Annotated in this window: 25 protein-coding genes; 11 read left to right on the plus strand and 14 right to left on the minus strand. The window is 65.8% G+C overall.

What is annotated here, in order from left to right; genetic code table 11:
* Nucleotides 1-854: 854 nt before the first annotated feature.
* Nucleotides 855-1520 (plus strand): hypothetical protein, encoded by a 666-nt coding sequence (locus LQ938_RS15145; RefSeq protein WP_223721969.1) that lies wholly within the window; start codon nt 855-857, stop codon nt 1518-1520.
* 26 nt (nt 1521-1546) lie between these two features.
* The gene (locus tag LQ938_RS15150; protein ID WP_223721970.1) at nt 1547-2002 is read left to right on the plus strand and encodes a hypothetical protein; all 456 of its coding nucleotides are present in this window, start codon (nt 1547-1549) and stop codon (nt 2000-2002) included.
* Between the two features lie 266 nt (nt 2003-2268).
* On the opposite strand, the gene LQ938_RS15155 is transcribed toward LQ938_RS15150, so the two are convergent.
* Nucleotides 2269-2631 (minus strand): hypothetical protein, encoded by a 363-nt coding sequence (locus tag LQ938_RS15155; RefSeq protein WP_223721971.1) that lies wholly within the window; start codon nt 2629-2631, stop codon nt 2269-2271.
* Nucleotides 2632-3094: 463 nt separating this feature from the next.
* Between LQ938_RS15155 and LQ938_RS15160 the strand changes: the two genes are divergently transcribed.
* Genes LQ938_RS15160 through LQ938_RS15170 form a run of 3 tightly spaced genes read left to right on the plus strand, consistent with a single transcriptional unit; the run spans nt 3095 to nt 6623 of the window.
* Nucleotides 3095-4012, plus strand: a complete 918-nt coding sequence (locus LQ938_RS15160; RefSeq protein ID WP_223721972.1) for a hypothetical protein — start codon at nt 3095-3097, stop codon at nt 4010-4012.
* Nucleotides 4013-4046: 34 nt separating this feature from the next.
* Entirely contained in the window at nt 4047-6266 is a 2220-nt protein-coding gene (locus LQ938_RS15165) for a glycoside hydrolase domain-containing protein (protein ID WP_223721973.1), read from the plus strand.
* A gap of 18 nt (nt 6267-6284) precedes the next feature.
* Complete coding sequence (locus LQ938_RS15170; RefSeq protein WP_223722534.1) at nt 6285-6623, plus strand: TetR-like C-terminal domain-containing protein; 339 nt, start codon at nt 6285-6287, stop codon at nt 6621-6623.
* Between the two features lie 20 nt (nt 6624-6643).
* Here the strand turns inward: LQ938_RS15170 and LQ938_RS15175 are convergent, their stop codons facing one another.
* The 3 genes from LQ938_RS15175 to LQ938_RS15185 all read right to left on the minus strand — a co-directional run bounded on the left by LQ938_RS15175 (nt 6644) and on the right by LQ938_RS15185 (nt 8666).
* The gene (locus LQ938_RS15175; RefSeq protein WP_223721974.1) at nt 6644-7015 is read right to left on the minus strand and encodes a nuclear transport factor 2 family protein; all 372 of its coding nucleotides are present in this window, start codon (nt 7013-7015) and stop codon (nt 6644-6646) included.
* Nucleotides 7016-7017: 2 nt separating this feature from the next.
* A complete protein-coding gene (locus LQ938_RS15180) occupies nt 7018-7512 on the minus strand; it encodes a GNAT family N-acetyltransferase (RefSeq protein WP_223721975.1) in 495 nt (164 codons plus the stop codon).
* Between the two features lie 104 nt (nt 7513-7616).
* Complete coding sequence (locus LQ938_RS15185; protein WP_223722535.1) at nt 7617-8666, minus strand: esterase-like activity of phytase family protein; 1050 nt, start codon at nt 8664-8666, stop codon at nt 7617-7619.
* A 773-nt stretch (nt 8667-9439) separates the two neighbouring features.
* Here LQ938_RS15185 and LQ938_RS15190 point away from each other — a divergent pair.
* From LQ938_RS15190 to LQ938_RS15195, 3 genes are all read left to right on the plus strand, one after another.
* Nucleotides 9440-11617, plus strand: coding sequence for a glutamine synthetase III family protein (locus LQ938_RS15190; protein ID WP_223721976.1), 2178 nt, complete (start codon nt 9440-9442; stop codon nt 11615-11617).
* A gap of 42 nt (nt 11618-11659) precedes the next feature.
* The gene (locus LQ938_RS15495) at nt 11660-11794 is read left to right on the plus strand and encodes a hypothetical protein (protein WP_263317531.1); all 135 of its coding nucleotides are present in this window, start codon (nt 11660-11662) and stop codon (nt 11792-11794) included.
* A gap of 75 nt (nt 11795-11869) precedes the next feature.
* Entirely contained in the window at nt 11870-12169 is a 300-nt protein-coding gene (locus LQ938_RS15195; RefSeq protein WP_223721977.1) for a putative quinol monooxygenase, read from the plus strand.
* A gap of 510 nt (nt 12170-12679) precedes the next feature.
* Here the strand turns inward: LQ938_RS15195 and dnaB are convergent.
* Nucleotides 12680-14044, minus strand: coding sequence for a replicative DNA helicase (gene dnaB / locus LQ938_RS15200; RefSeq protein WP_223721978.1), 1365 nt, complete (start codon nt 14042-14044; stop codon nt 12680-12682).
* 610 nt (nt 14045-14654) lie between these two features.
* Between dnaB and LQ938_RS15205 the strand changes: the two genes are divergently transcribed.
* Both LQ938_RS15205 and LQ938_RS15210 read left to right on the plus strand, forming a co-directional pair.
* Nucleotides 14655-15668, plus strand: a complete 1014-nt coding sequence (locus tag LQ938_RS15205; protein WP_223721979.1) for a hypothetical protein — start codon at nt 14655-14657, stop codon at nt 15666-15668.
* An 84-nt stretch (nt 15669-15752) separates the two neighbouring features.
* On the plus strand, nt 15753-17282 hold the full coding sequence (locus LQ938_RS15210; protein WP_223721980.1) for a chaplin family protein: 1530 nt from the start codon (nt 15753-15755) through the stop codon (nt 17280-17282).
* A gap of 163 nt (nt 17283-17445) precedes the next feature.
* Here the strand turns inward: LQ938_RS15210 and rplI are convergent, their stop codons facing one another.
* The 6 genes from rplI to LQ938_RS15240 form a co-directional block, all read right to left on the minus strand.
* On the minus strand, nt 17446-17898 hold the full coding sequence (rplI, locus tag LQ938_RS15215; RefSeq protein WP_223721981.1) for a 50S ribosomal protein L9: 453 nt from the start codon (nt 17896-17898) through the stop codon (nt 17446-17448).
* An 11-nt stretch (nt 17899-17909) separates the two neighbouring features.
* Entirely contained in the window at nt 17910-18164 is a 255-nt protein-coding gene (gene rpsR, locus LQ938_RS15220) for a 30S ribosomal protein S18 (protein ID WP_223721982.1), read from the minus strand.
* Nucleotides 18165-18220: 56 nt separating this feature from the next.
* On the minus strand, nt 18221-18769 hold the full coding sequence (locus LQ938_RS15225; protein WP_223721983.1) for a single-stranded DNA-binding protein: 549 nt from the start codon (nt 18767-18769) through the stop codon (nt 18221-18223).
* Between the two features lie 5 nt (nt 18770-18774).
* Nucleotides 18775-19131, minus strand: a complete 357-nt coding sequence (gene rpsF, locus LQ938_RS15230) for a 30S ribosomal protein S6 (RefSeq protein ID WP_223722536.1) — start codon at nt 19129-19131, stop codon at nt 18775-18777.
* Nucleotides 19132-19305: 174 nt separating this feature from the next.
* Entirely contained in the window at nt 19306-19947 is a 642-nt protein-coding gene (locus tag LQ938_RS15235; RefSeq protein ID WP_223721984.1) for a GTP cyclohydrolase II, read from the minus strand.
* A complete protein-coding gene (locus LQ938_RS15240) occupies nt 19944-20879 on the minus strand; it encodes a VOC family protein (protein WP_223721985.1) in 936 nt (311 codons plus the stop codon). Before LQ938_RS15240 ends, LQ938_RS15235 begins: the two co-directional genes overlap by 4 nt.
* Nucleotides 20880-20965: 86 nt before the next feature.
* Here LQ938_RS15240 and LQ938_RS15245 point away from each other — a divergent pair, with 86 nt between their 5' ends.
* Nucleotides 20966-21454, plus strand: a complete 489-nt coding sequence (locus LQ938_RS15245; protein WP_223721986.1) for a MarR family winged helix-turn-helix transcriptional regulator — start codon at nt 20966-20968, stop codon at nt 21452-21454.
* Between the two features lie 276 nt (nt 21455-21730).
* Here LQ938_RS15245 and LQ938_RS15250 read toward each other — a convergent pair whose 3' ends face one another.
* From LQ938_RS15250 to LQ938_RS15260, 3 genes are read right to left on the minus strand one after another with little or no spacing between them, the layout of a single operon-like run.
* Complete coding sequence (locus LQ938_RS15250) at nt 21731-22477, minus strand: amino acid ABC transporter ATP-binding protein (protein WP_263317532.1); 747 nt, start codon at nt 22475-22477, stop codon at nt 21731-21733.
* A complete protein-coding gene (locus LQ938_RS15255; protein WP_223721987.1) occupies nt 22474-23340 on the minus strand; it encodes an amino acid ABC transporter permease in 867 nt (288 codons plus the stop codon). Before LQ938_RS15255 ends, LQ938_RS15250 begins: the two co-directional genes overlap by 4 nt.
* A gap of 4 nt (nt 23341-23344) precedes the next feature.
* Nucleotides 23345-24205, minus strand: a complete 861-nt coding sequence (locus tag LQ938_RS15260; RefSeq protein ID WP_223721988.1) for an ABC transporter substrate-binding protein — start codon at nt 24203-24205, stop codon at nt 23345-23347.
* Nucleotides 24206-24274: the final 69 nt, after the last annotated feature.

Genomic DNA, 24274 nt, shown 5'->3' on the forward strand with positions numbered 1-24274 from the left:
GGCATCGAGTGGCTACACCTATTCACGTTGACCTTTCTTGGAGTATCGGAATAGAGCGGGCTAAATGTCCGCTCGACGGGGAGCCGCCAACCCCGCTCAATCATGCCGTCGTGGTCAGTCACACCCAAGAGTCCGAGACTTCACGGCTGACGACTCGGAGTTTCGGATCTCGTCGGGTTCGGAGCACCGCACGGCGCTCGGACGCCTGGTCATCCCCCCATGCCGGGCAAAGCCGCCACAGCAGACAATGATCCCGCTTCATCACAAGCGCCTTTTGCTTCCGCGACCGCGGCCCCGAAGGCAGGATGGGCGGCCCCGACCCCGTCCTTCGCCGCTTCGACGACTCGACGCATGGATGACGAAACGTCTGTGTCTCCGAGAATGAAATAGAGCCACGCGTCCCGTACAGCGTCCAACCGAGCCTCGTACGCCGTCGCGTCGATAACGCCCGTTTGGTGTTGCCATTCAGTGCGAAAAACAATCCCGTCAAGCGCACCGAGTTCTCCGCACTCCCAGTCAACGTCCGGCAGTCCGTCAGCCGGCCTTTCCTGGCTGACAGGAGCTTCCTCGACAGGGGCAGCGCTCGGTTTGCTTGTCACGGCGGGAGAAGCAGATTGTGCGGCGCAACCGGATAGGAGCAGCGCCCCGCTTGCAAGAATGCACGGCACCAGTAGCCGTCCAGCGGGTCGTCGTTGCGAGAAAGTCATACGAGCACGATACGACACGAAGGCAGGTATCTGCAGCGCGACGCGACAAGAACAATCGTCAATGCATCCTTCACTTGTTCGAATGAATGTGGGACGCTGTGGATCCAGACGTCACTGAGAAGCCGACAAACAATGTGACAACGGCGAATGGTGACCAACGAACAGGGGGACTTCTTGAGTAGAGAAAGCCGGACTTCCGGCGCACGGCGTCGCATTTCACGGTCCGATTCACATTCTTCTGCCGACGACGGGAACCGAAGCCGAGGACGAATAAAGCGTGCACTTTCGACGTCCGCCGCGACGGGCGTCGGCGCGATTATCGGCCTAGCTGCCGTTGTCGGGGTCTCGTCCGTCGCGTCCGCCGAGGCCGCCCCTGATGTGCCGCCGAATCTCGTCTCTCAGGCAGATGTGTCCGAAAAGTGGGCGGAGACGGTCAGGAGCAGCGAGCTAGTTCTACCCGTCGGGGTGACGCTTCCAGACACGCCGCCATGGATCTTCTCCACCGACGATGCGGCGGCGGACACCTACTACGAGGCCACCATGTTCGACCAGGTGGCGCTGCAGTACTCGCGATGCGCGTGGCTGAAGGAAGAGCTTGGCTCGATCCCTGCAGGGCAACTGCGAGCCCCGGCCGACGACGGTGTGTATGCGGAGGTCGAGGCCTCGTTTGAGGAGGCGCTGCCGGCGACTTCGCAATCTGAGTACCAGGAGTATCAGCAGGTCCTGACTGACGAGGCAGCGCAGCTGGGCGTCTCCAGCGCAGAACTCGAGTACGCGGACAACTGCATGCTCTACACGGGAGAGGCGAACTGATCATGGATAGGACTCGCACTCGAACGATGGCACTCGTGCGCGCCGCGCTGTGCGGCGCGCTCCTCACCGGGTTGGCTGCTGGAGGCGCCGGCGCTGCAGCCGCCGCCGAGGTGAATACCGGCGGCACCCAATCCGGAGTCTCGTACGTTTACTGGGGAACGCCTCGGTACAACAGTCACCAGCAGAACGGCATGCAGGGCCGTTCGATCTCGACAAGCGGCTGGGGAGGAAGTTGGGAAGCCTTCACGCTCGGTGCCCGCAACGGAAGTGCCTCGTCCGCGACGCAAATCGCACGCGTAGACCTCACGAGCGTCGTCGGTGCGGGTGTATGGAGGACGTTCACTACTCCCAGCGGCAGCTCGGCAATTCCCAGAGGGAACTTCTGGCTCACGACGCACCTCGACACCTTCTGCGTCACTGGCGTCGATTGCCCTGGAACGCAGCAGGTGTCTTTCAACATCGGTCTGCGTTGGGATCTCTAGCAGTCGCCTCTGCCAGCATGGTCGGCGCCCGGCATGGCCTCCTCTGACTGTTAGGCGACCAGACCTCCTGACTAGAGCCGACGCGGGCGACGCCCGTGCCGGCTCTAGTCAGGCGGAGATCTCGCAGCGAGACTTCGGCCGGGGAAGGGCCGCCCGGCATCGGGCACGAACCGTCGCCGTTCGCACGCCGTTGGCGGACCGATTCTTGAACGCTCGGCGGCTACCGCGAGCTTCAGACTCACACAAACGTGCTCAGCTGTGGGGTGCTAAATCAGGCACGAAGCGGCGGCGGCTCCGCCAACAAACAGCTGTCCGGCGAGAAGGAACTGGGCTACAGCGATTCCAATCGCGGTGCCCGCAATCATCACAACCAGAACATGGCCGACTGCCGATGACCGGGTGCGCTTTCCGGCCGCCGCTGTCGACCAAAGCACCACTGCCCCAATGGCGTACACGACGATGAGTGGCACCAGGCCGAGCAAAGCCCCGTATCCACCCATACTCGTTCCGGCTGCCAATGCCCGGCACTCGTCAGTGCGCTCCTCGCTGAACGCCCATCCGAACCACGTCCACGCCACCGGCATGACGAGCACAGCTCCCAGCGTGCCGAACACCCAGAACAGCGTCATTGCCAGACGTGGTCGCGTCGTCCGCGGAACTGACGGAGCGGGCGGGTGTGCTCCAAGCGCATCGTTCACCCCTGAAGGCTACCCACCGGTCGTCCAAATTCTTGCTTTGTCAACGCATTCAAAGGGGACGCTCCGCAGGAGCAACTCGATTTAAGGTCTCACCGGCTGCTGCAAACGACACTGGAGCCCGGTTCCTCCGACTTGCCGAGCGAATTTTCTCGAACAATGTCCCCCAAATGGCCTACACGGAGATTGCTGCGGGGAATGGTAGGAATGATCCAAGCTTCGCTCATATGGCCCTCAGACGTCATTTCCGCAAGGAATCCGCTGGCCGCCTGCTGCGTTTGTTTTCGGTACACATGACCCGCTCCAAGAACGTAGGTGGCCCTTGAGTTCTTTCACACGCACACCTTTGACCCGCCGTGTTGTTCTGCAGGTCGGAGCGCTCTTTTCAGCTCATTTCTTGAGCAGTGGCGTCGGAAATCGAAACGGAACGAGCTGGCACAGCAACACCCGTTTCGACTCATCACGCCTCACGATGGCAACTACGAAATATTTTGAACCGGATTGGGGCACCGAAGTCACCGCGTCGCTTCCCGTCCGTTTCGATTTCGCGGGACGCGCCGTCAAGAGCCTTCGCATCGACTGGGACGAGCGGCTTTTCGCTGTTCACGGACCCGCATACGCGGTCGTCGACGGCGACACGGTCGAATTGGGGGCCACCGGTGATATCAAACGGTCGCTGCATGTCGAGCTTCCGGATGGCGCAACGGAACTAGTCCTGCGCTCGGAGTCTTTGAACGCGTACCCCAACGAGAACCTCCGGGACGTCCAGCGTGCGTCGTTCCGGATGACGACCGAGGACGCGTCAGAAGAGGAATGGGCGGATACGCTCCAGTCGGCGGCCTGCAACGCCTGGAGCCTCGAAGCCACCGTCAACTGGGTGTGCCACGAAGGTGTCGTCGTCCCTGCCCGAGCCGTCATCTCGAGCATCGGCCCATACGCGGCGCCGACCGGAGTTTCCGTCGGCTTGCAGTATGCCGACATTGTCGGCGCACCTGCCCTCGCTCCGACGCCGGGCGACGCAGAGACCGAACCAGTGGAGGTCTCGGCCACTATTGAATCCACGATGCACGACGGAGTGCGGGAGGCCGTGCTGGTGACGACGGGTCAGCTGGAAGCCGGTCAGCAGATCGAGTTGGTCTTCGAGGTGGATGCGTCCGATTCGAAGCCGCAACCATTCCGCGAGTTTGTTCCGCGCCTGATTGTGACGCCACCGCAGAACGTCTCCGGTATGCGGCTGTCCGAGAAGCACTCGTCGTTCCCCGTGACTCCGTCGGGCTCGCACCTCAGTACCTACGAGCCGGCACCAACCGCCTAGCTTCTCCCATCCCTCACCCGAGAGGTAAGACACGATGAGCGATCCCTGGGTCGTTGAAACTCAGCTCTGGTATCAGAACACGTACGGGGCTCTCCCCGGCTTCCAACAGATCGTCGTGGACGGTCAGGCCGGCTGGCAGACGATGTACGCGCTTACGCGTGCCCTTCAGTATGAGCTCGGTCTCACCTCCCTGTCGGACAACTTCGGAACTGGCACGCTGAGCACGCTCACCACGTTCGGAAGCATCACGGCAACGAACCCAAGTACTCAGACCGGACCGTCCAACATCGTTAAGATCGCGCAGGGTGCCTTGTACTGCAAGGGCTACAACGCGGGCAACGGCGACCTAACCGGCACGTGGTCGGCCACTACGCAATCGGCGATGACCGCACTGCGAAACGACCTCGGGCTCGGAGCCACATCGAGCGAACTTACGCCGAAACTGTTCAAGTTCCTTCTTACGATGGATGCCGCCAAGCTGCTCCCGGGCGGGGACTCTGTCATCCGTGACGGCCAGCGCGCCCTGAACGCTCGGTACCTGTCCCGGCGTGATTTCTATGTCGTGGCCACGGACGGGCATTTTCTCCGCGACACCCATCGAGCCCTACTGTTCGCGTTGCAGTATGAGATCCCGATGGCAGACGGTGTCGCCAACGGCAACTTCGGTCCCGGGACCAAGTCCGGTCTTCAGACGCAAGCCAATCTGTCAGTCGGTTCCAGCGACTCCACCAAATACTTCGTGCGGTGGTTCCATTTCGCGTTGCGAGTCAACGGGTATCCCGTCGCGTTCTCGGGTACGTACACGAGCACCACTGCCACACACGTGACGAGCTTCCAGACGTTCGTGGGCTTGCCCACGACCGGAACCGCCAATCTCGCAACATGGGCTTCGCTTCTCGTAAGCACCGGAGACCCCGACAGGTCAGGAACGGGAGCTGACGGCATCACGACCCTCACCCCTGCCCGTCTGACGACACTCCGTAGCGCGGGATACCAGTACTTCGGGCGGTACCTCACGAACGCCATCGACCACAACCCAGACAAGTGCATCAAGGACGGCGAGGTGGCTAACATCTTCGCCGCCGGCGGCCGCTTGTTCCCGCTGTTTCAGACCGGCGGCGGTAGCGCTTCGCACTTCACGGAAGAACGCGCGGCAGAGGTGGCGGAGGAGGCAGCTAATGCAGCGTGGGCCTACCGCATTCCGGAGAATTCCGTCATCTACTTCAGTGTCGACTATGACGCGTATGACTGGGAAGTTATGGCAAGCATCATCCCCTACTTCCAAGTCGTGAACAATCTGCTCAGCACCTTTGGACGCAACTACCGAGTTGGTATCTATGGCCCCCGCAACGTGTGCAAGCGCGTCTCCGCAGCGGGTCTGGCGGTTTACAGCTTCGTCTCTGACATGTCGACTGGCTACACCGGGAACTTGGGACATAGCCTTCCTTCGAATTGGGCGTTTGATCAAATCCAGACGCTCACCGTGGGTTCCGGCGCATCGGGCACAGAGATCGACAAGAACATCGTTTCCGGGCGAGACACGGCAGTGACCACGCTCGCGCCTGCCATCGGCGTAGGCAACGACCCTCAAATTCCTGCGGCACGACGCGACCAGTCCATCACGTCGTGGTTTGACCATTCGTATCGCTACGCCGCGAGCCCGCTTCACGCGGCGAATCAAGTCACTCAGCAGGCGCAGGTCCGGTCCTGGATCACGGAGCACGACGCATACATAACGACACTCGCCGCCCAGTACCAGGTCTACAAAGCGCTGATCTTGACTCCCCTTATCTGGGAGGGCCTCGCGATCAACCCGATGGACGTTGGGGATGCGGCCGTTCGTGCGTACTACGCCTGGAAGTCGGGGCTCGGCCCGCACCCGGGCGTCGTGTATACGGACTCCTCTACCGGTCTATGTCAGATCTTCGCCGAGACGGGCATCAAAGTGAACAACTGGGCAGTCAGTCAAGGCGTGATCACTGGCCGGTCCTACTCAATGAGCGTCTGGCAAGACGTGTGGGAGATGTGGCGCAACCTGGCTGATGACCCGCAGTACAACCTGAAGATGGCGATGCTCACGATGATGTACTACGCCAGCACACGCCCCGCGGGAATTAGTGCAACGCAGATGCGGAGAATCACTCCTAGTCAAGTCATGAACGCGTTGACGGGTTACAACGGGGACGGTGTGTACGGTCGGGAACGGATGGCGCTTTACTACCTCATCCAACGTGCGCACGAAAGCTATCGTTAGAAGCCGCCGCATCGCGGTCTGACTCGTGGCGTACGTTCCTGGTCGCATCTCCGCGCCGCCGCGCCATGCAAACGGTCCCGTGCCGACCGGCCCGATGAGCCGCTGCTGCGCGCGGTCACTGCCGCGATCCAAACCGATACGGAGCTCGCTCGCCAGTACCGTGAAGTTCTGCTCCAGCCTCAAATGGCTGCCGTCGCTCAGCGCCTCGAGCGCGGCGGAGCCGTCGACCCGGATGCGGCGGCGGAGCTCCTGCTCGGTCCGGTCCTTCATCGCTGGCTGCTCCGCAGCCGCGCCTTCGACCACGACTGGATAGAGCAGCACGTCGACCGCACGTTACGCGGCGCAGAAGTCGATTGAGCCGACAACCGGTCTCCTCCTCATTCCGCCCCCTCGGAAGGCACAACGGTTCCTTGGTGGTAGCGGATCACCGGGCCTGGTCCGCCGACATCCCACAGCGACGAGTGCCTGCTGCTGCCACCGGTTCCGGTAATGCGATACGTCACGAGGATCAGGGTCGGCGCCACCTCGATGAAGGACCACTCGTCCGTCTGAGGCGTGAGGTGCTCGTTCTCAGATGCGAGAGCGGCGACCGTTTCATCCCTCGTCCAGCGCCGGCCGGAGCGACCGATCTCGATGAAGTCGGCGTGGAGAAGCTCCCGGACTCGGACCGGATCGCGGCGCACGGTTCCGTCGAGAAGCTCGAGCTCGGCCGCCTTGACGGCACGGAACCACACTTCCGACTCATCCACGGCTACCGCACCATGCGTGCGTCGGTGATCAGCGGCGCGTGTGGGTCGGTCTGCTCGACCCCGTCGAAACGGAAGCCGTTGCGGAGGTAGAACGCGATCGCTCGGGGATTCTCTTTCGCGACCCACAGCGTCGCCGGCGCCTCGCCGAGCGCCTCGTCCAGGAGCGCCTGCCCCGCGCCGGTCCCATAGTGCGCAGCCGAGACGTAGATCGCATAGAGCTGCCGGTCACGTGGGGGCTCGTCGCCATCTACGTTCTGCGCCGGGCCCACGAGCGCAAACCCGATGACCGATCGCGTGCTCTCCGCGATCCTCGCAGTCATGTCTTCACGAGGCTGGGTGAGAATGTGCGTCCACATGCGGTGGCGGCCGGTGATGTGCTCGTCGGAAAAGTAGTCATCAGGCAGCAGGTGGCTATATGTCTGGCGCCAGGTCGCCACGTGAAGATCAGCGATCGTTGCTGCGTCAGCCGGTCCTGGCGTCCGGATGGTGAACGTCATGCGCTCATCGTGCCAGAACGGACTCGCCGGGATCGGCCCCCACGACCTACGGACCGGCGGATTCAGGCCAACCAGCGACTCCGTCGAATTTTCCTCGAGATCGATCAGCGAGCGACCGATGTGCTCCTCGCGATCGTCTCGAAGTAGGTTCGCCAGAGGGCAAGATCCTTGATCCCCCGCTTACCGTCGCCGTCGATGTCGCCCGCCTGAGTGAACAGCGCCCGTGCGAGGTCACGAACGTCTGCCTCACCGTCGGCGTTGATGTCGAGAGACTTCATCGGAAGCGCCCCTGAGGGCACGCGGAGCAGATGGAACGAAGTGTTCGAGCCGAGGAAGCCGAAGTTGTCATCGACGCTGAGAACGAGCGTCCGGTCACCATTGGTGAGCGTCGGGCCCCACGTGATTCCCTCCACATTGTCCGGCGTCACATCCGTTGACGCGAAGTCGAAGATGAGCCGTTTCGGCATCACCTTCTCGTCTCCCGCCAGCTGGGCGGTCGCACGCACATCCGTCGCGCCGAGGATGCTTGTCCAGTACACCTTGATGCGGTAGCCGACCCCGGACGCAAAACTCCGCTCGACGGCGAGATAGTCCGTCGAGTTCAGCGCAACGAGCTCGGATAGGCCTCGGTCCGCCGAGTACGTGTTGATCGGGGCGGGGAGCGGCTCGGTGGGGGCATCCTCAACCGGGTCCACGCGGTAGACGTACTGCCCGACGTCTTGGCCTGTCGAACGATCGAACCGGACGACGCGCGATGGACTGGACGTATTGAGTGACGCTGCAGGACCGTCCTGTACGAGGCTGTTCTCGACCGCGGTGGTAACGATGGTCTGATCGGGCGAGACTGCCAGGCTCTCCAGCGATTTGTTGTCGCGCGACCCGGTGATGACGCGGCCGTCGACAACCTGAGGGACGAAGGCCCCCGGCAGTGGGATGCTGCCGGTGACGGTTCCGTCAGCCCCCGAGACCCAGAGCGCGGGCGGGATCCCGGCCGAGGTCGCTCCCTCCGTCGTCCACAACACTCCACCGTCCGGATCAACCCGAATGGACTCCGGATCGACAGTGCGTCGGTCGAACTCCGCACCGTTCGCGTCTCGAAGCGTGGTGACGGAGGAAACCTGAAGTCCTTCAGAAGTGAAACCGTCGTCGTCAATGCCGAGCTGAGTGTGTAGAACCGCGCAGGCGCATTCTCCGACCGGTCATCACTGATGGCGACGAAGTTCTTCCGGACGGGATCTTAATCGATGCCGGAGAGCCCGCCGAATGGGGTGCCCAGTTGGGTGCCGTTTGCTGGCACGGTGAGCGTGTCCATGAGCGATATCGTGGCCGGGTGCAAACCGACCGACCGTTCCGCCGCGACAGCGGGGAGCGGGGCGAAGGTAAGCGCGCCCACCGCCAGGGCAACCGCGGCAAACCTCAGAGGCGTCTGGGCTCTCGTAACCATGCGACCTACTCCTCCTATCGAGATCAGGTGCAGCCAGCAAGACGGTGGCCGACTCGAGAGGGACGCTACGCATCCAAATCGTTTTGCATAACCTCTCCAACATGTACGATCGCTGGCCGGCACAGAGACCCCGGGGCTTGGTTGAAGGGCGCATTGCCGGAATGGATGAATGGCTAATGGGCAGTGACGGGCTATGGACTCGAGCATCGCGAACACATCGGCGTGCGCGACGAAGCCTCTCCCGCACACTGGAACGGCACAAGCAACGCTGAGTCAAGAATGTGGAAACCGCCCGCTCCACCTGACGCGGCCCCCGTTGGAGCTGTTCGAGTCCGTCTGCGAGAGGCCCGTCGGATCGGACGGCACCGCCTCGGACCCGACCAGACCGTTACCCGGATGAAACGGGCCGGACGCACCGCATCCGTAGCTTCAGCCATATGGTCTCGCCACCCGAGGCGAACAAGAAGAGCGGTCGGAGAATCCATGAGTGGGAACAGAGCCCGTCGCGAAGCGATCAAGGACGTCGAAGCGTACGTACCTCCCGCCGTCAGCTTCGACGAATCCGAGGCTCCGGGAGAGATATTCGGGGCGAACGTCTTCAGCACCATCGTGATGAGAAAGCGCCTGCCGAAACCCGTCTTCAAGTCGGTCATGGCGACGATCGAGCATGGCGCGAAGCTGGACCCGCTCGTGGCGGATGCCGTGGCCTCGGCCATGAAGGACTGGGCGCTCGAGCGCGGTGCCACGCACTACGCGCACGTGTTCTACCCGCTGACCGGCCTGACCGCCGAGAAGCACGACAGCTTCTTCGAGCCCGCCGGGGACGGATCCGCGATCGCCGAGTTCGCCGGCAAGACCCTGATCCAGGGCGAGCCGGATGCCTCGAGTTTCCCCAACGGCGGCCTACGCAACACGTTCGAGGCACGCGGCTACACCGGCTGGGACGTCACCAGCCCGGCGTACGTGCTGGAGAATCCGAACGGCAATACGCTCTGCATCCCGACGGTGTTCGTGTCGATGACCGGAGAGGCCCTCGACCACAAAACGCCGCTCCTGCGCTCCCAGCAGGCGATGGGTGAGCACGCGCAGCGCATCCTCTCGCTCTTCGGCAACAAGAGCACCGCCAAGGTCGTATCCTTCTGCGGCCCGGAGCAGGAGTATTTCCTGATCGACCGCCACTTCTTCCTCGCTCGCCCCGATCTGCTCAATGCCGGCCGTACCCTATTCGGCACGAAACCTCCCAAGGGCCAGGAGTTCGACGATCACTACTTCGGCGCCATTCCGGAGCGCGTGCTTGGTTTCATGATGGATACCGAACGAGAGCTGTTCAAGCTCGGCATCCCCGCCAAGACGCGCCACAACGAGGTCGCCCCGGGCCAGTTCGAGATCGCGCCGATGTTCGAGCGCGGAAACATCGCGGCCGACCATCAGCAGTTGTTGATGACGACGTTCAAGACGATCGCTAAGAAGCACGGCATGGAGTGCCTGTTCCACGAGAAGCCATTCGAAGGCGTCAACGGGTCGGGCAAGCACGTCAATTTCTCGCTCGGCAACAACGAACTCGGTTCGCTCCTCGTGCCGGGCGATACGCCGCACGACAACGCGCAGTTCCTCGTCTTCTGCGCCGCCGTCATCCGTGCCGTGCACCTGTACGCTGGCCTCCTCCGCGCGTCGGTAGCATCGGCATCCAATGACCACCGTCTCGGTGCGAACGAAGCGCCGCCGGCGATCATCTCGATCTTCCTCGGCGACCAACTCGCCGACGTCTTCGAGCAGATCGCGAACGGCCCGGCGACTTCGTCGAAGGGCAAGGGTTCGATGCAGATCGGCGTCGACACGCTGCCGGTGCTGCCGACCGACCCGGGTGACCGCAACCGCACCAGCCCGTTCGCCTTCACCGGCAACCGCTTCGAGTTCCGCGCACCGGGTTCGATGCAGACGGTCAACGGGCCGATGGTCACGATCAACACGATCATGGCCGATTCGCTCGACTACGCTGCAACCGAACTCGAGACCGCGATCGCCGCGGGCACCGACTTCGACACCGCCGTGCAGAACTTGCTGACCGCGATCATCACCGAGCACGGGGCAGTCGTGTTCAACGGCGACGGCTACGCAGACGCCTGGCCGATCGAGGCTGAGAAGCGCGGACTCGGGAACCTGCGGACCACGCTGGACGCCCTGCCCGAACTCATCACCGAGCCTGCGCTCGCGCTGTTCGAGAAGTACAAGGTCTTCAACCGCCGTGAGATGCACAGCCGCTACGAGATCGGGCTCGAGCAGTACGCGCTGAGCATCGGCGTCGAGGCCCGCCTGACGCTAGAGATCGGGCAGACGTCGATCCTGCCGGCAGCCGTGCGTTACCAGACCGAGCTCGCTCTGAACGCGAAGGCCTTGACGGACGTCGGCGTCGAGCCTGATCTGCTGCCCCTGAACGAACTCAGCACGACGATCGGCGAACTGCGGTCGGCCATCGCCACGCTGCACTCGGCGCTCGCCGACGAGGTCGGACACGATTCAATCGCCGAAGCAGAACACGCGCAGACTGCCCTCCTGCCGGCGATGACCGCGGTGCGCGCGGCCGCCGACACAATCGAGGAGCGCATCGCCGATGACCTGTGGCCGTTGCCGACGTACCAGGAGATGCTCTACATCCTGTAGTCGATGACTCGCTCTGGATGTGCTGACCTCCGAGACGGTGCCGTGGTGCACGACCCGGCCATCCTGCATCGCAACCCGACTTCATTTCTTAGTCGTCCGACCGGCGAAATGACAGAATCCAAGGGGCGGAGCGAGATGATTGCCGAGGTCGGCATCGCGCTCCACAACCACGGCTGACCTTGGCCACTTCACGGTTGACTTCGCCAACAGACCCGCACCTGCGCCGCGCCTGCGCGAGAAACCGGACAGAACATGATCATCCGCGTATCGGAAGCACACGTCGCACCCGACCACATCGAGGAGTTCCTCGAACAACTCCACGCCCTTGTCGCGGATTTTCCGACACGATATGACGGACTCGTCTCCCACGAGATCCTCACGGACATGGGCGACCCCGGCCGCATTCAGTACGTCAGCAGATGGACCGACCAGATCGCATTGATCGCCTACGCCGGCGAAGCGTGGGCACACGACCCCGTCACCTTCCCCGACGAAGACCGTTACCTCACCACCCCCCTCACCCTCCGGCACTTCGCCATCACGACCATCTGAGTACGATCGCGGTCTTGAGCACAGCGGCGGGAGAACGCGTCGTCGAACGAGACGCTCCCGCCACGGGATCTCACGCTCTCCGACGGCTACAGCGGCTACGGGCCGAAGTGCATGCGCGCCGCCCGGTTCGGAAAGCCCGCCGGAGACCCATGCCCGCCATGTGGAACACAAGACTGATCCACGAGATGGTCGTGCGGTGTGCCGTTCCGGCGGCCAACACCAGCTACCACCACGAGGGTGGTCAGCAGGAATGCAATGCTCATCGCAGTCCTTTGAGAGTCGTTGCTTCCGCACAGTGCCGCGTTCGCGTGACGCCGACGTACACGAGCGATTAACCGGGCGAGCCGACGCGCGAAAGGTCCGAATCGACAGCTCGCGACTTCATCTGCGAAATGAAGAAACTCGAGCGGAACCTACAGCCTGCTCGATCCACGCGAATTGTCGGATCCGACAAGTAGCCGACATCTCACCCTCGAATCCGACATCCTCACGTGGAACCTACAACCCGTGCTACATCCCCGCGGCCATGTCGGTGAAGCGGGAGAAGTGGCCCTGGAAGGCGATCTCGATCGTGGCTGTGGGGCCGTTACGGTGCTTGGCGACGATGAGGTCGGCCTCGCCCGGGCGAACCTCTTTGTCGTAGACCGAGTCGCGGTGCAGCAGCATGACCATGTCGGCATCCTGCTCGATCGAGCCAGACTCACGCAGGTCGCTGACCTGGGGGCGCTTGTCGGTGCGCTGCTCGGAACCACGGTTCAACTGCGACAGCGCGATGACCGGAACCTGCAGCTCCTTCGCGAGCAGCTTGAGCGCGCGCGAGAACTCGCTGACCTCCTGCTGGCGTGACTCGACCTTCTTACCGCTCGTCATGAGCTGGAGGTAGTCGATGATCACCATCTTCAGACCCACGCGCTGCTTCAGGCGTCGGCACTTCGCCCGGATCTCCACGAGCGTCATGTTCGGGCTGTCGTCGATGTAGAGGGGCGCGTCGTTGATGCGGCCACGGGTCGCGGCGACCGTCGTCCAGTCGCGCTGGTCGAGCGTGCCCTTGCGCATGTTCTGCAGCGGGATGGCGCCCTCGGCGCTCATCAGACGCATCGCGATCTCGCTACGGCCCATTTCGAGCGAGAAGAAGATCGTCGGCATGTCGTGCTTGATGGCTGCGGCACGGGCGAAGTCGAGCGCGAGCGTCGACTTACCCATCGCCGGACGCGCGGCGACGACGATCATCTGCCCGCCGTGCAGACCGTTCGTGAGCTCATCGAGCTGCGCGAAGCCGGTGGGGATGCCGGTCATCGAGCCGTCGCGACCGCGAGCCGCCTCGATCTCCTCGACGGCCGCGTCGACGGCGATCGTGAGGGGCACGTAGTCTTCGGCAGTCTCGGCGCCCGTGACCGCGTAGATCTCGGCCTGCGCGGAGTTGACCAGCTCGGTCGCTTCGCCCTGACCGGCGTACCCCATCTGCACGATGCGCGTGCCGGCCTCGACCAGACGGCGCAGCAGCGCTCGCTCCGAAACGATCGTCGCGTAGTAGCCCGCGTTGGCGGCCGTCGGCACGATCGAGGTCAGCGTGTGCAGGTAGTCGGCACCGCCGGCACGCTGCAGATCGCCGGTCTTGATGAGCTCATCGGTGACGGCGATGACGTCTGTCGGCTCACCGTGCGAGTAGAGCGTGAGGATCGCTTCGAAGATCAGCTCGTGCTTGGGCACGTAGAAATCGGTGCCCCGGATGCTCTCGATGACGTCGGCGACGGCGTCCTTCGAGAGCAGCATGCCGCCGAGGGTGCTCTGCTCGGCGAGGGTGTCGTGAGGAGGGGTGCGCTCGTGCTCGCGGGGCTTACCCAGGCGGTCCTGCGGGATCTCGGCGATGGACACGGTTGTCCGCTCCCCTTCTCCGCGCGCAGGCGGTGTCGTTCTCAAAGCGTGGTCGACCGCGGATGCGGTTCGGGCACTGAATCGCACTCTCGTTCGGGTCGAAATGATGCAATCACGGACATCCGACACAGGCGCGCGCGATACTGGCGCCCTGGTGCGATCGGGTTCCCCCTGAGGTGCACCCCACGCTAAGCTCGCCGGTTCCCGGGCGCAAACCGGCCTGTGGATAACCATGTGGACAGATTGCGTGAAACGCCGCGAGACCTGTGCACAACTCCTGTGGAGAACTTCGCCCGCTCGACTCTGGGCGGCAGATTTTGTGCACAGGACCTGGTATTTCTGTTTCCACATCCGGTGAGTTTCGCTGTGATTAAAGTCCACCTTTAAAGTTGCGGCAGGACCGGAGTTGTGCACAGGTGGCTGTGGGCAACGCTCGCCCCGTCCTCGCCTGCTGACCCGCCGATCTTCGCCATCCGATCACGCTTGGAGATGCCCGCATCCGGCGTCCCGCGTGCAAAATTTTTGCCGCACCCCCTCGCGCATCGGCGTCCGCAGGAGTATGTTCCTGTGAACCGGCTGAGCCTCGACACGGATGCACAGGGGGTGACACGTGAGCGAGATCGCAACGACGCGACCGAGACATGCGCTGCGGCTAACGCTGCTTGCGACGGGCGCCGGCGTGCTCTGGGCCGCGGTCGCTCTGTTCTCGCCGACCGACGCGCATGCCGACGCACCGCAGGACGACCCCGGTGGTCTGGTCGGCCTGGTCTCCGGCGTCACGAGCAGCGCATCGGGGCTCGTCGGATCGGTCACCGAGACCGTGGCCGTCGCTGTTCCCCCGCTCGCGCCCGTCGCGGATGCGGTCTCCCAGACGGTCACGCACGTCACGGATGCGGCGGATCACACCGTGCAGGCCGTGCCCGCGGTCGTGCCGCCGGTGGCCGCGGTCGTCGAACCCATCGTCACCGAGGTCGTGCAGCCCGTCGTCAGCGAGGCTGTCACCGAGGTCGTGCAGCCGGTCGTCGATACCGCCGTCACGGTCACCGCGCCCGTCCCCGTCGTTGGCGAACTCGTCGACGGCATCGTCGCCGCGGTCGATCTTCCCGGCGCAGTGGCGACCGTGCCGGGCATCGCAGAGGCAATCGACGGCGTCGTCACGGCCATCCTCACCGGACCGGTGAGCGGGTCGACGTCGCCCGGCCTGCCGGGCCTTCCGGGGCTCCCCACGACCATCGGCCTCCCGAGCGCCGCGGGTGATTCCTCCGCGGCCGGGGTCGACGCCGAAGCCACGGCTGGTCTCGACACCGCCGCCATCTTCTCCGGCACCTTCGCCCCGTTCGGGAAGACCACGGGGCTCAGCTCCCTCGCCCTCCCGGGTACGGTCGTCGGCGAGCGCAGCGCGGCGGACACCGCTCCGCCCGCTGGTGCACCCGAACCACCCTCTCCGGGCAGCACCGCTCCGCCCGCGAACAGCGGCGCCTACTCGTCGGGCGGCCAGGCAGCGGCGGCGCTGCACCCCTCGGCGCATCACCTCGTCGTCCCCGACTCCTCCTTCCGCTCGCATGTCGCGAGCGATCGCCTCCCCGCGTGCCCGGTCGCTGAGACCGACACCTCTCCCGACTGATCGCCGACCGGCCGCGCCTCGCGCACGGCACACGGTCATCGCGCGCTCTCGCGCGCACCCCAACGATCAATCAGGAGAACAATCATGCGTACATTCGTGAAGCGAGCGCTCCTCGGAGCACTCATCGGAGGCGGCCTCGCCGTCTGCGGAGCAACGGTCGCCACCGCGGCCGAGACCGACGGGCAGGACGGCATCCTCTCCGGTACTCAGGCCCTCATCGGCGTCGACGTGCCCGTCACCATCGGCGGTAACGCGATCTCGGTGCTGGGCGACAGTGCGTCGTCGGATGCGGCCACCACCGCACCGGCGCCGGCGCCCGCCCCCGTCACGACGACGGACGGCGCCCACGCGATCGGCTCGGGCACCCAGGCCCTCATCGAGGTCGTCGTGCCGGTGACCATCGCCGGAAACGGCATCTCGGTACTCGGCGACAGCGAGTCGACGGGTGCCGAGACGGCCGCACCGGCGCCTGCCGCGGCTGCGCCTGCTGCACCGGCGCCCGCCGCGTCGGCCGAGACGTCGGGGGAGGATGGCATCGCCTCCGGCACGCAGGTCGTCGCGCCCGTCCAGGCACCGATCACGGTCGGCGGCAACGCCATCTCCGTGCTCGGCGACAGCGAGTCGACGGGATCGGATGCGGGTACGAGCGGCGGAGCCGCCGCATCCGGTGCCGACGCCACCACGGACGGCACCGAGAGCGTTCTCGGCGGCACGCAGGCGATCATCCCCGTGACGGCTCCCGTGACGGTGGGCGGGAACGCCATCTCCGTCCTCGGCGACAGCCAGTCGACGGGGTCCGGCGCGGGCACGGCCGGCGGAGCCGGTGCCACGACGGGCACGTCGTCGACCGACGGAACCGACGGCGTCGCGGGCGGTACCCAGGTCGTTGCGCCCGTGACGGCACCCGTGACGGTCGGCGGCAACGCCATCTCCGTCCTCGGCGACAGCGAGTCGACGGGATCGGATGCGGGTACGAGCGGCGGAGCCGCAGCATCCGGTGACGACGCCACCACGGACGGCACCGAGAGCATTCTCGGTGGCACGCAGGCCATCGTCCCGGTAACCGCACCCGTCACCGTTGGCGGGAACGCCATCTCCGTCCTCGGCGACAGCGAGTCGACCGACTCGACGACGGTGATCCCCGCGACGGGAACGACCGACGGACCGGTCACCGCGGGTGGCGACAGCATCCTGGGCGGCACGCAGGTCGCCGTTCCGGTGACGCTGCCCGTGACGATCGGCGGCAACGCCGTGGCGGTCATCGGTGACACGACGACCACCGGGCCCACCGTCCCGACCACCCCGGTTACGCCGGTTACGCCGGTCACCCCGGTCACCCCGGTCACCCCGGTCACCCCGGTCACCCCGGTCACCCCGGTCACCCCGGTCACGCCGGTCACGCCGGTGACGCCGACCGTCCCCACCACGGGCGACGGTGACGCACTGGCCCCGACCGCACGCGGTATCGCGGTCGTCGCCACAACGGCCGTGTCGTCTGACAACGGCGCGACGCTCGCCGAGACCGGAGGCACGGACGCAGGTCTCCTGCCCCTCGTCGCCGGACTGCTGATCGCCGCCGGTCTGCTGCTCACCGCCGCTCGCCGCCGCGCCTGAGCACACGCCGAGCCACCCCTCTGCGCCCGAACCACCCCTTTACGAGCCGCCCATAACGGGGCCGCTCGGCGACAAGGGGGTGGGTCGGCGCAGAGAGCAAAAAGCGGATGGCGCGGAGTCGGTCAGACTCCGCGCCATCCGGCGTGCCCGTGAGGGCGAGGTATTACTTCGCGGCGACCACCTGGAGGGTGATCACGGCGGTGACGTCGTCACGCAGACGAACAGTCGCCTCGTGCGAGCCCACCGACTTGATCGGGGAGGTGATCTGAACCTTGCGCTTGTCGATCTCGCCGATGCCGGCGGACTTGACGGCGTCAGCGACGTCGCCGGTCTTGACCGAACCAAACAGACGCCCTTCGGCACCCGCCTTGACGGTCAGCGTGACCTTGCTCGACTCGAGCGCGTTCTTGAGAGCCACAGCGTCTTCGTGTGCGTGGATCGCGCGGGCGTCGCGAGCGGCGCGAATCGACGCCACCTGCTTCTCGCCACCGCCGGACCACGTCACAGCGAAGCCCTGGGGAATGAGGTAGTTGCGGGCGTACCCGCTCTTGACCTCGACCACGTCACCGGCGCTACCGAGCCCGGTGACTTCGTTCGTGAGAATCAGCTTTGCCATCTCGATACCCCTTAGCGGCCAGCGCCGGCGTAGGGCAGGAGCGCCATTTCGCGCGCGTTCTTGATCGCACGGGCGATCAGACGCTGCTCCTGCACCGAGACTCCGGTGATACGACGGGCGCGGATCTTGCCACGCTCCGAGATGAACTTGCGAAGCGTGCTGACGTCCTTGTAATCAATGACGCCAACGCGGATCGCCTTCGCGGGAGCAGCGTTCTTCGCGCCCTTCCGCGGCTTGCGGCGGTCGCCGCTCGACTTTCCAGCCATGTTGGTTCCTTAGAAGTTGTGTCGGATGCAGCGATGCTGCATCCGGAATCGTGAGATCAGAACGGGGTGTCGTCGCCGTAGGTGCCAGGAGCACCCCAGGCGTCGGCTCCGCCGCCGCTGTTCGAGCTGTTGTTCGCGTTCGCGTTGGTGTTGCCACCTGCGGAACCGGGGGTGGCCCACGGCTCGTCCGCGACCTGGCCGCGAGACTGTCCGCCGCCGCCGTTGCCGCCGCCGCCTCCACCGGCTGCGCGCGTCACCTGTGCGGTGGCGTAACGCAGGCTCGGGCCGATTTCGTCGACCTCGAGCTCGATGGACGTGCGGTTCTGGCCCTCGCGGTCCTGGTAGGAGCGCTGCTTCAGGCGACCGGTCGCGATGACACGGCTTCCCTTCGTCAGCGATCCCGCCACGTGCTCAGCGAATTCACGCCAGACACTCGCGCGGAGGAACAGCGCGTCGCCGTCCTTCCACTCCCCCGACGCACGGTCGAAGTTGCGCGGAGTCGAGGCGATCGTGAAGTTCGCGACGGGCAGCCCGTTCTGCGTGTAACGCAGTTCGGGGTCGGCCGTGAGGTTTCCCACGACGGTGATGACAGTTTCGCCAGCCATGAGGCTTACGCCTTTGCAGCCTTCGCGGGAGCAGCAGCCTTGCGGGCAGCCTTCTCCTCGGCACGCTTCGCTTCGGAGGCGACCAGTGCGATGGCCTCTTCTGCGCGGAGGACCTTCGTACGCATGATGAGCTCGCTCAGCTTCAGCTGGCGGTCGAGCTCCTGCGTGGCCTCGCTCGTGGCGGTGAAGTTGACGACGGCGTAGATGCCCTCGGTCTTCTTCTGGATCTCGTATGCGAGCCGACGACGACCCCATACCTCGACACCGTCGATCGAGCCACCATCATTCGTGATGACCTTCAGGAACTTGTCGAGGTTCGGGGTGACCTGACGCTCGTCTACCTCGGGGTCGAGGATGACCATGAGTTCGTACTGGTGTGAGTGCGTCACTAACCCACCTCCTTCGGACTAGAACGGCTACCGGGCATTTCCCGGCAGCAGGAGGGTTGATGCACGTCGTCGGGGCTTACGCAGGCATGGCTGCGACCAGACAACCTACACAGTCTAGCGGATGCCGACAGTCGGCGTGTCGGCGGCTCACGCGGCCGGAAGCTGCAGCGTGTGAGCGGTGTGGTCGCGCTTGGCCGCGAGGTACCGCGCGTTGCCGCTCGTCAGGTGCACGCCGGTCGGGATGACCTCGTCGATGCGGATGCCGTCGGCCTGCAGCTGCAACGCCTTCTCGGGGTTGTTGGTGAGCAGGCGCACGCGCGGGATGTTCTGCGCCGCCAGCATCTGGGCGGCCACCGTGTAGTCGCGCTCGTCCTCGCCGTGACCGAGCGCCACATTCGCCTCGTAGGTGTCGAGGCCGCTGTCCTGCAGCGCGTAGGCGTCGAGCTTCTCGTAGAGTCCGATGCCTCGACCCTCCTGGCGGAGGTAGAGGAGGAACCCGCCCTCGCGGGACAGCCGCTCGAGCGCCTCGTGCAGTTGCGGGCCGCAGTCGCAGCGCTCGGATCCGAAGACGTCCCCGGTGAGGCACTCGCTGTGCAGACGCACGAGCGGCGCGGCCGCATCCGTCTCCGCACCGACGAGTCCTCGCCACGGGCCGAGGGCGAGGAGCAGGTGCTCCTTCCCGTCGACCAGTCCGTCGAACGTGAAGACGTCGGCGTCGACCGTGCCCCCGCCGAGCGGCAGGGTGACGGGCACTCGAACCGTCGTGCGTACCTGGGCTGCCGGAATCATGCGGCACCGTCCTCTCCTGCGCGCCGCGCGGCGGCGGCGATCTCGATCTCGTTGTTCCAGGGGTCCGACACGCGAATCGACTGCCCGTCGTCGCGGACCGCATGCCCGTAGTGCGTCAGCCGCTCGCGCACGGCGGTCAGATCGTCGGCGCCGGGCACTTCGATCCGCACCGAACCGAGCCCGAGCGAAGGAACCCGGGGTCCGGCTCCGCGCGAACGCCACACGTTCATGGCCATGTGGTGGTGGTAGCCACCGGCGCTCACGAAGAGCGCAGAACCCGGCATCTCGATCACCGAATCGAACCCGAGGCGTGTGACGTAGAACTCGCGCGCCGTGTCGACGTCGCCCACCTGGAGGTGGATGTGCCCGACCTTCGCGCCGGATGCGGGCGCCTCCGCATCCGGATCCGTCCCCAGGTGCTCGGCGAGGTAGCGGTTCGGATCGAGAGGGAGCGTGCCCATCTGCAGCGTGCCGTCGACCCACCGGTAGGTGCTGCGGGGGCGATCCCAGTAGAGCTCGACGCCGTTTCCTTCCGGGTCGTCGAAGTAGAAGGCCTTACTCACGATGTGGTCGGCCGACCCGGTGAAACTGCCGGGGAACTTCTGCGCCACCGAGAGCAGCGCGCGGGCGAGGTCGCGCTCCGAGTCGAAGACGATCGCCGTGTGGTACAGACCGGCGTCGGCGGGGGAGGCGAGCCGCAGCAGCGGCGAGTGCTCGAGCGCGACGATCGGCATCCCGCCGCGACCGAGGGTCACGACCGCGCCGGAGTCGGAGAGCACATCGAGGCCGACGCCCGCGGCGAAGTAGGTGCGCATGCGGTCGAGATCGGCGACGCGCAGCGTCACCGCGCCCATCTCGGTGGCCGCGTGCAGCAGGTGCGCGTCGGACGCCGGATGCGGGGTGGATGATGCCGTTCGGACACCGGTGGTCATGTCGTTCTCCTCGTGAATACTTTCCTCGTCACGTGAATTCTGGCCCAGAATACTTGCCTGGTCAAGTTTTCCGATACGCTCAGAGCGTGGCCGATGCACTGATCCCCGGGATGACTACCGAGCAGACGCGCGCCTGGCGGGCACTGATGGGCATGACCACCTGGCTCCCCGCGGCCCTCGACATCCAGCTGCAGCGAGACGCCGGCATCAGCAACGCCGAGTACGGCGCCCTGTCGACCCTCGCTCTCGCCGAGACGAGGTCGATGCGGCTCACCGAGCTCGCGCGGATGGCCAACAGCGCGCTCTCGCGCATCTCGAAGATGGTCAGCCGGTTCGAGGAACAGGGCTGGGTGCGCCGGGAGGCCGATCCCGACGACCGCCGCGCGACCCGTGCCGTGCTCACCCGCGACGGCTACCGGAAGGTCGCCGCAGCCACCCCGGATCACGTCGAGTTCGTGCAGCGGCTCGTGTTCGCGGCGCTGACGCCGGAGCAGATCCGTGGACTCGCCGAGGCGGCGGAATCCATCACCGCCGCCGCCGGCCCCGATGGCGCCTGCTCCTCGCGCATGAGCTGAGCCGGTTCACGCCTGCGCACTGCCGGTCGCGGGCTCGCGGTCGCGGGCTTGCGGTCGCGGGCTCGCGGTCGCGGGCTTGCGCGGGCTCAGGTGCTCGCTCGCTCGCTCCGCGAGGGCGCCAGTTTCCTGCTCGCGCGCCAGTAATTTCTGGCGCGACAACAGGAAAGTGGCGCCATTGCAGGAAAGGTCCGGCCGGCATAGCCGGAGCCGGCGCGGCCTCGACGCGCGGGCGGGAAGGGTCAAACCCGGCGCGAGGTCGGTCGCTCGGGCGACGCGTCAGACGACCTCGCCGCCGCGGCGCTCGCGTTCGAGGAAGCGGATGGTCTCCGGATGCTGGGGGTGATCGAGCAGCTCACGGGGCGCGCCCTGTTCGACGATCCGCCCGCCCTGCATGAACACGATGCGGTCGGCGACCTCGCGGGCGAACGACATCTCGTGCGTCGCCATCAGCATGGTCGAGCCCCGCACCTTCAGCGTGCGAACGAGATCCAGCACCTCGCCGACGAGCTGCGGGTCGAGGGCGCTCGTGATCTCGTCGAGGAGGAGGAGTTCCGGGTCGGTCATGATCGCCCGCACGATCGCGACGCGCTGCTGCTGCCCGCCCGACAACCTGTCGGGGTACTCGCGCGCCTTCGCCGCGAGCCCGAGCGTCTCGAGGAGCTCCATCGCGCGGGCCCGCGCCGCATCCTTCGGGATGCCGTGCACGCGTCGCGCGGCGAGGGTGATGTTCTCGATGACGCGGAGGTGGGGGAACAGGTTGAAGTGCTGGAACACGACGCCGATCCGAGCGCGCACCGCATCGGGATCCGCGAGCGGATCGGTGATGTCGTCGCCGCCGAGCAGGATCTGCCCGTCGTCCACCTGCTCGATCAGGTTGATCGTGCGCAGCAGCGTCGACTTGCCCGATCCGGACGCACCGATCAGAACCACGACCTCGTGCTTGTCGAGCGACAGGTCGATGCCGTCCAGCACCACGTGTTCGCCGAAGCTCTTGCGGACGCCGGTCACCTCGAGCACGCTCATACGACACCGCCCATCTGCTCACGACGGGCCAGGCGCGCGGCCACCGCATCCGTCAGTCGGATCATCGGAAGGCTCAGGATCACGAAGAGGAGCCCCGCGACGATGTAGGGCGTGAAGTTGTAGCTCTGCGCGACCGCGATCTGTGCCGCGCGCACGGCGTCCACAGCCCCGAGGACGGAGATCAGACCCACGTCCTTCTGCATCGACACGAAGTCGTTCATGAGGGCGGGAACGACCTTACGCACACCCTGCGGGATGACGACGATCCGCAGGGTCTGCGCGTGCGAGAGCCCGAGCGACCGGGCGGCGATGCGCTGCGAAGGGTGCACGGCTTCCATGCCCGCGCGCAGCACCTCGGCGACGTACGCCGAGTAGGTGAGAACGATCGCGATGGTTCCCCAGAGCACGACCGGAACGCGGCCGAAGATTCCGAGTGCCGGGATGCCGAAGCCGACCAGGTAGAGCACGATCAGCAGGGGGATGCCGCGGAACAGGTCGGTGTAGACCGTCGCGAGCGCCCGGAGCGGGAAGAACACCGGCCCGCGCAGCGAACGCAGCACCGCCAGCAGGGTGCCGAGCAGCGCGACGGCGATCGCGGCGACGAACAGCACCTGGATGTTGACCCACAGCCCCGCGAGGATCGCGGGGAAGCTCGCGATCGCGACGTCGAGGTCGAAGAAGCTCGCCCGGACGCTCTCCCACCCGGGGCTGGAGAGGATCGCGAAACCGATGACGCCGACGAACACGACCGTGCTCACCAGCGCGATCAGCACCGACTTCGTGGATTGACGACGCCGCGTGGCGCGCCGAGCGACTTCGAGGTCGCTCGGGCGCCACGCGGCGTCCGCCCTGGGCAACGTCATCGGATCAGGAGAGCACCGGCACGTCGACCGCGTCGCTGAGCCACGTCTGCTCGAGCTCGGCGAGCGTGCCGTCCTCGCGCAGCGCGTCGACCGCATCCGACACGGCGGTCGTGAGCTCGGAGTCCTTCGGCAGCACGAACGCGAGCTCGTCGCCCCCGGCCGACGAATCCGGGAACTGACCGACGACCTTGCCGTCGTCGAGCACGGCACCGGCGAGGTAGAACGCGGTCGGCAGGTCGACGACGATCGCGTCGACCTGGCCGGACTGGAGCGCGGCGACGGCGTCGTCGTTCGAGTTGTAGACGCTGAGGCGGTCGGCGCCCAGCTGCTCTTCGGCGACCGTGTAGCTCGTCGTCGCGCTCATGACGCCGACGGTGTAGTCCTTCAGCTCTGCGACGCTGGTCGCGGATGCGGCGGGCGAGGCCGCCGTCGTCACGACCGCCTGCGTCGTCGTGTAGTACGGCGAGGAGAAGTCGACGGCCTGCTTGCGCTCGTCGGTGACGGAGAACTGCTGGATGTTGAGGTCCCAGTCCTTCGCGCCCGGTGCGATGGCGGAGTCGAAGGTGCTGCGCACCCAGACGACGTCGTCCTTCGCGAAACCGAGCTTCTCGGCGACCGCGTACGCGACGGCCGACTCGAATCCTTCACCCGAGGACGGGTCGTCGCCGACGACCCACGGCTCGAAGGCCGGTTCGCCGGTGGCGATCGTGAGGCTGCCGGCGGTGACCTTGGGCAGGTCTCCCTCTGCGCCACCCGACGCGGCGGGGGCGTCGCCGGCGAAGGCGCAGGCGGTCAGGGCGAGAGCGGTTGCGGCGGTCACGGCGGCGAACGCCGCCGTCCGGCGCAGGCGTGCGAAAGCGGTCACGGAGTCTCCTCGTGGACGATGGTGCGGGGGCGGGTTCCGAGACTGCTGCGGTCGCGGAGTGCGCTCAGC

This window comes from Microbacterium sp. cx-55 (assembly GCF_021117345.1).
In the GTDB taxonomy this organism is placed as follows: domain Bacteria; phylum Actinomycetota; class Actinomycetes; order Actinomycetales; family Microbacteriaceae; genus Microbacterium.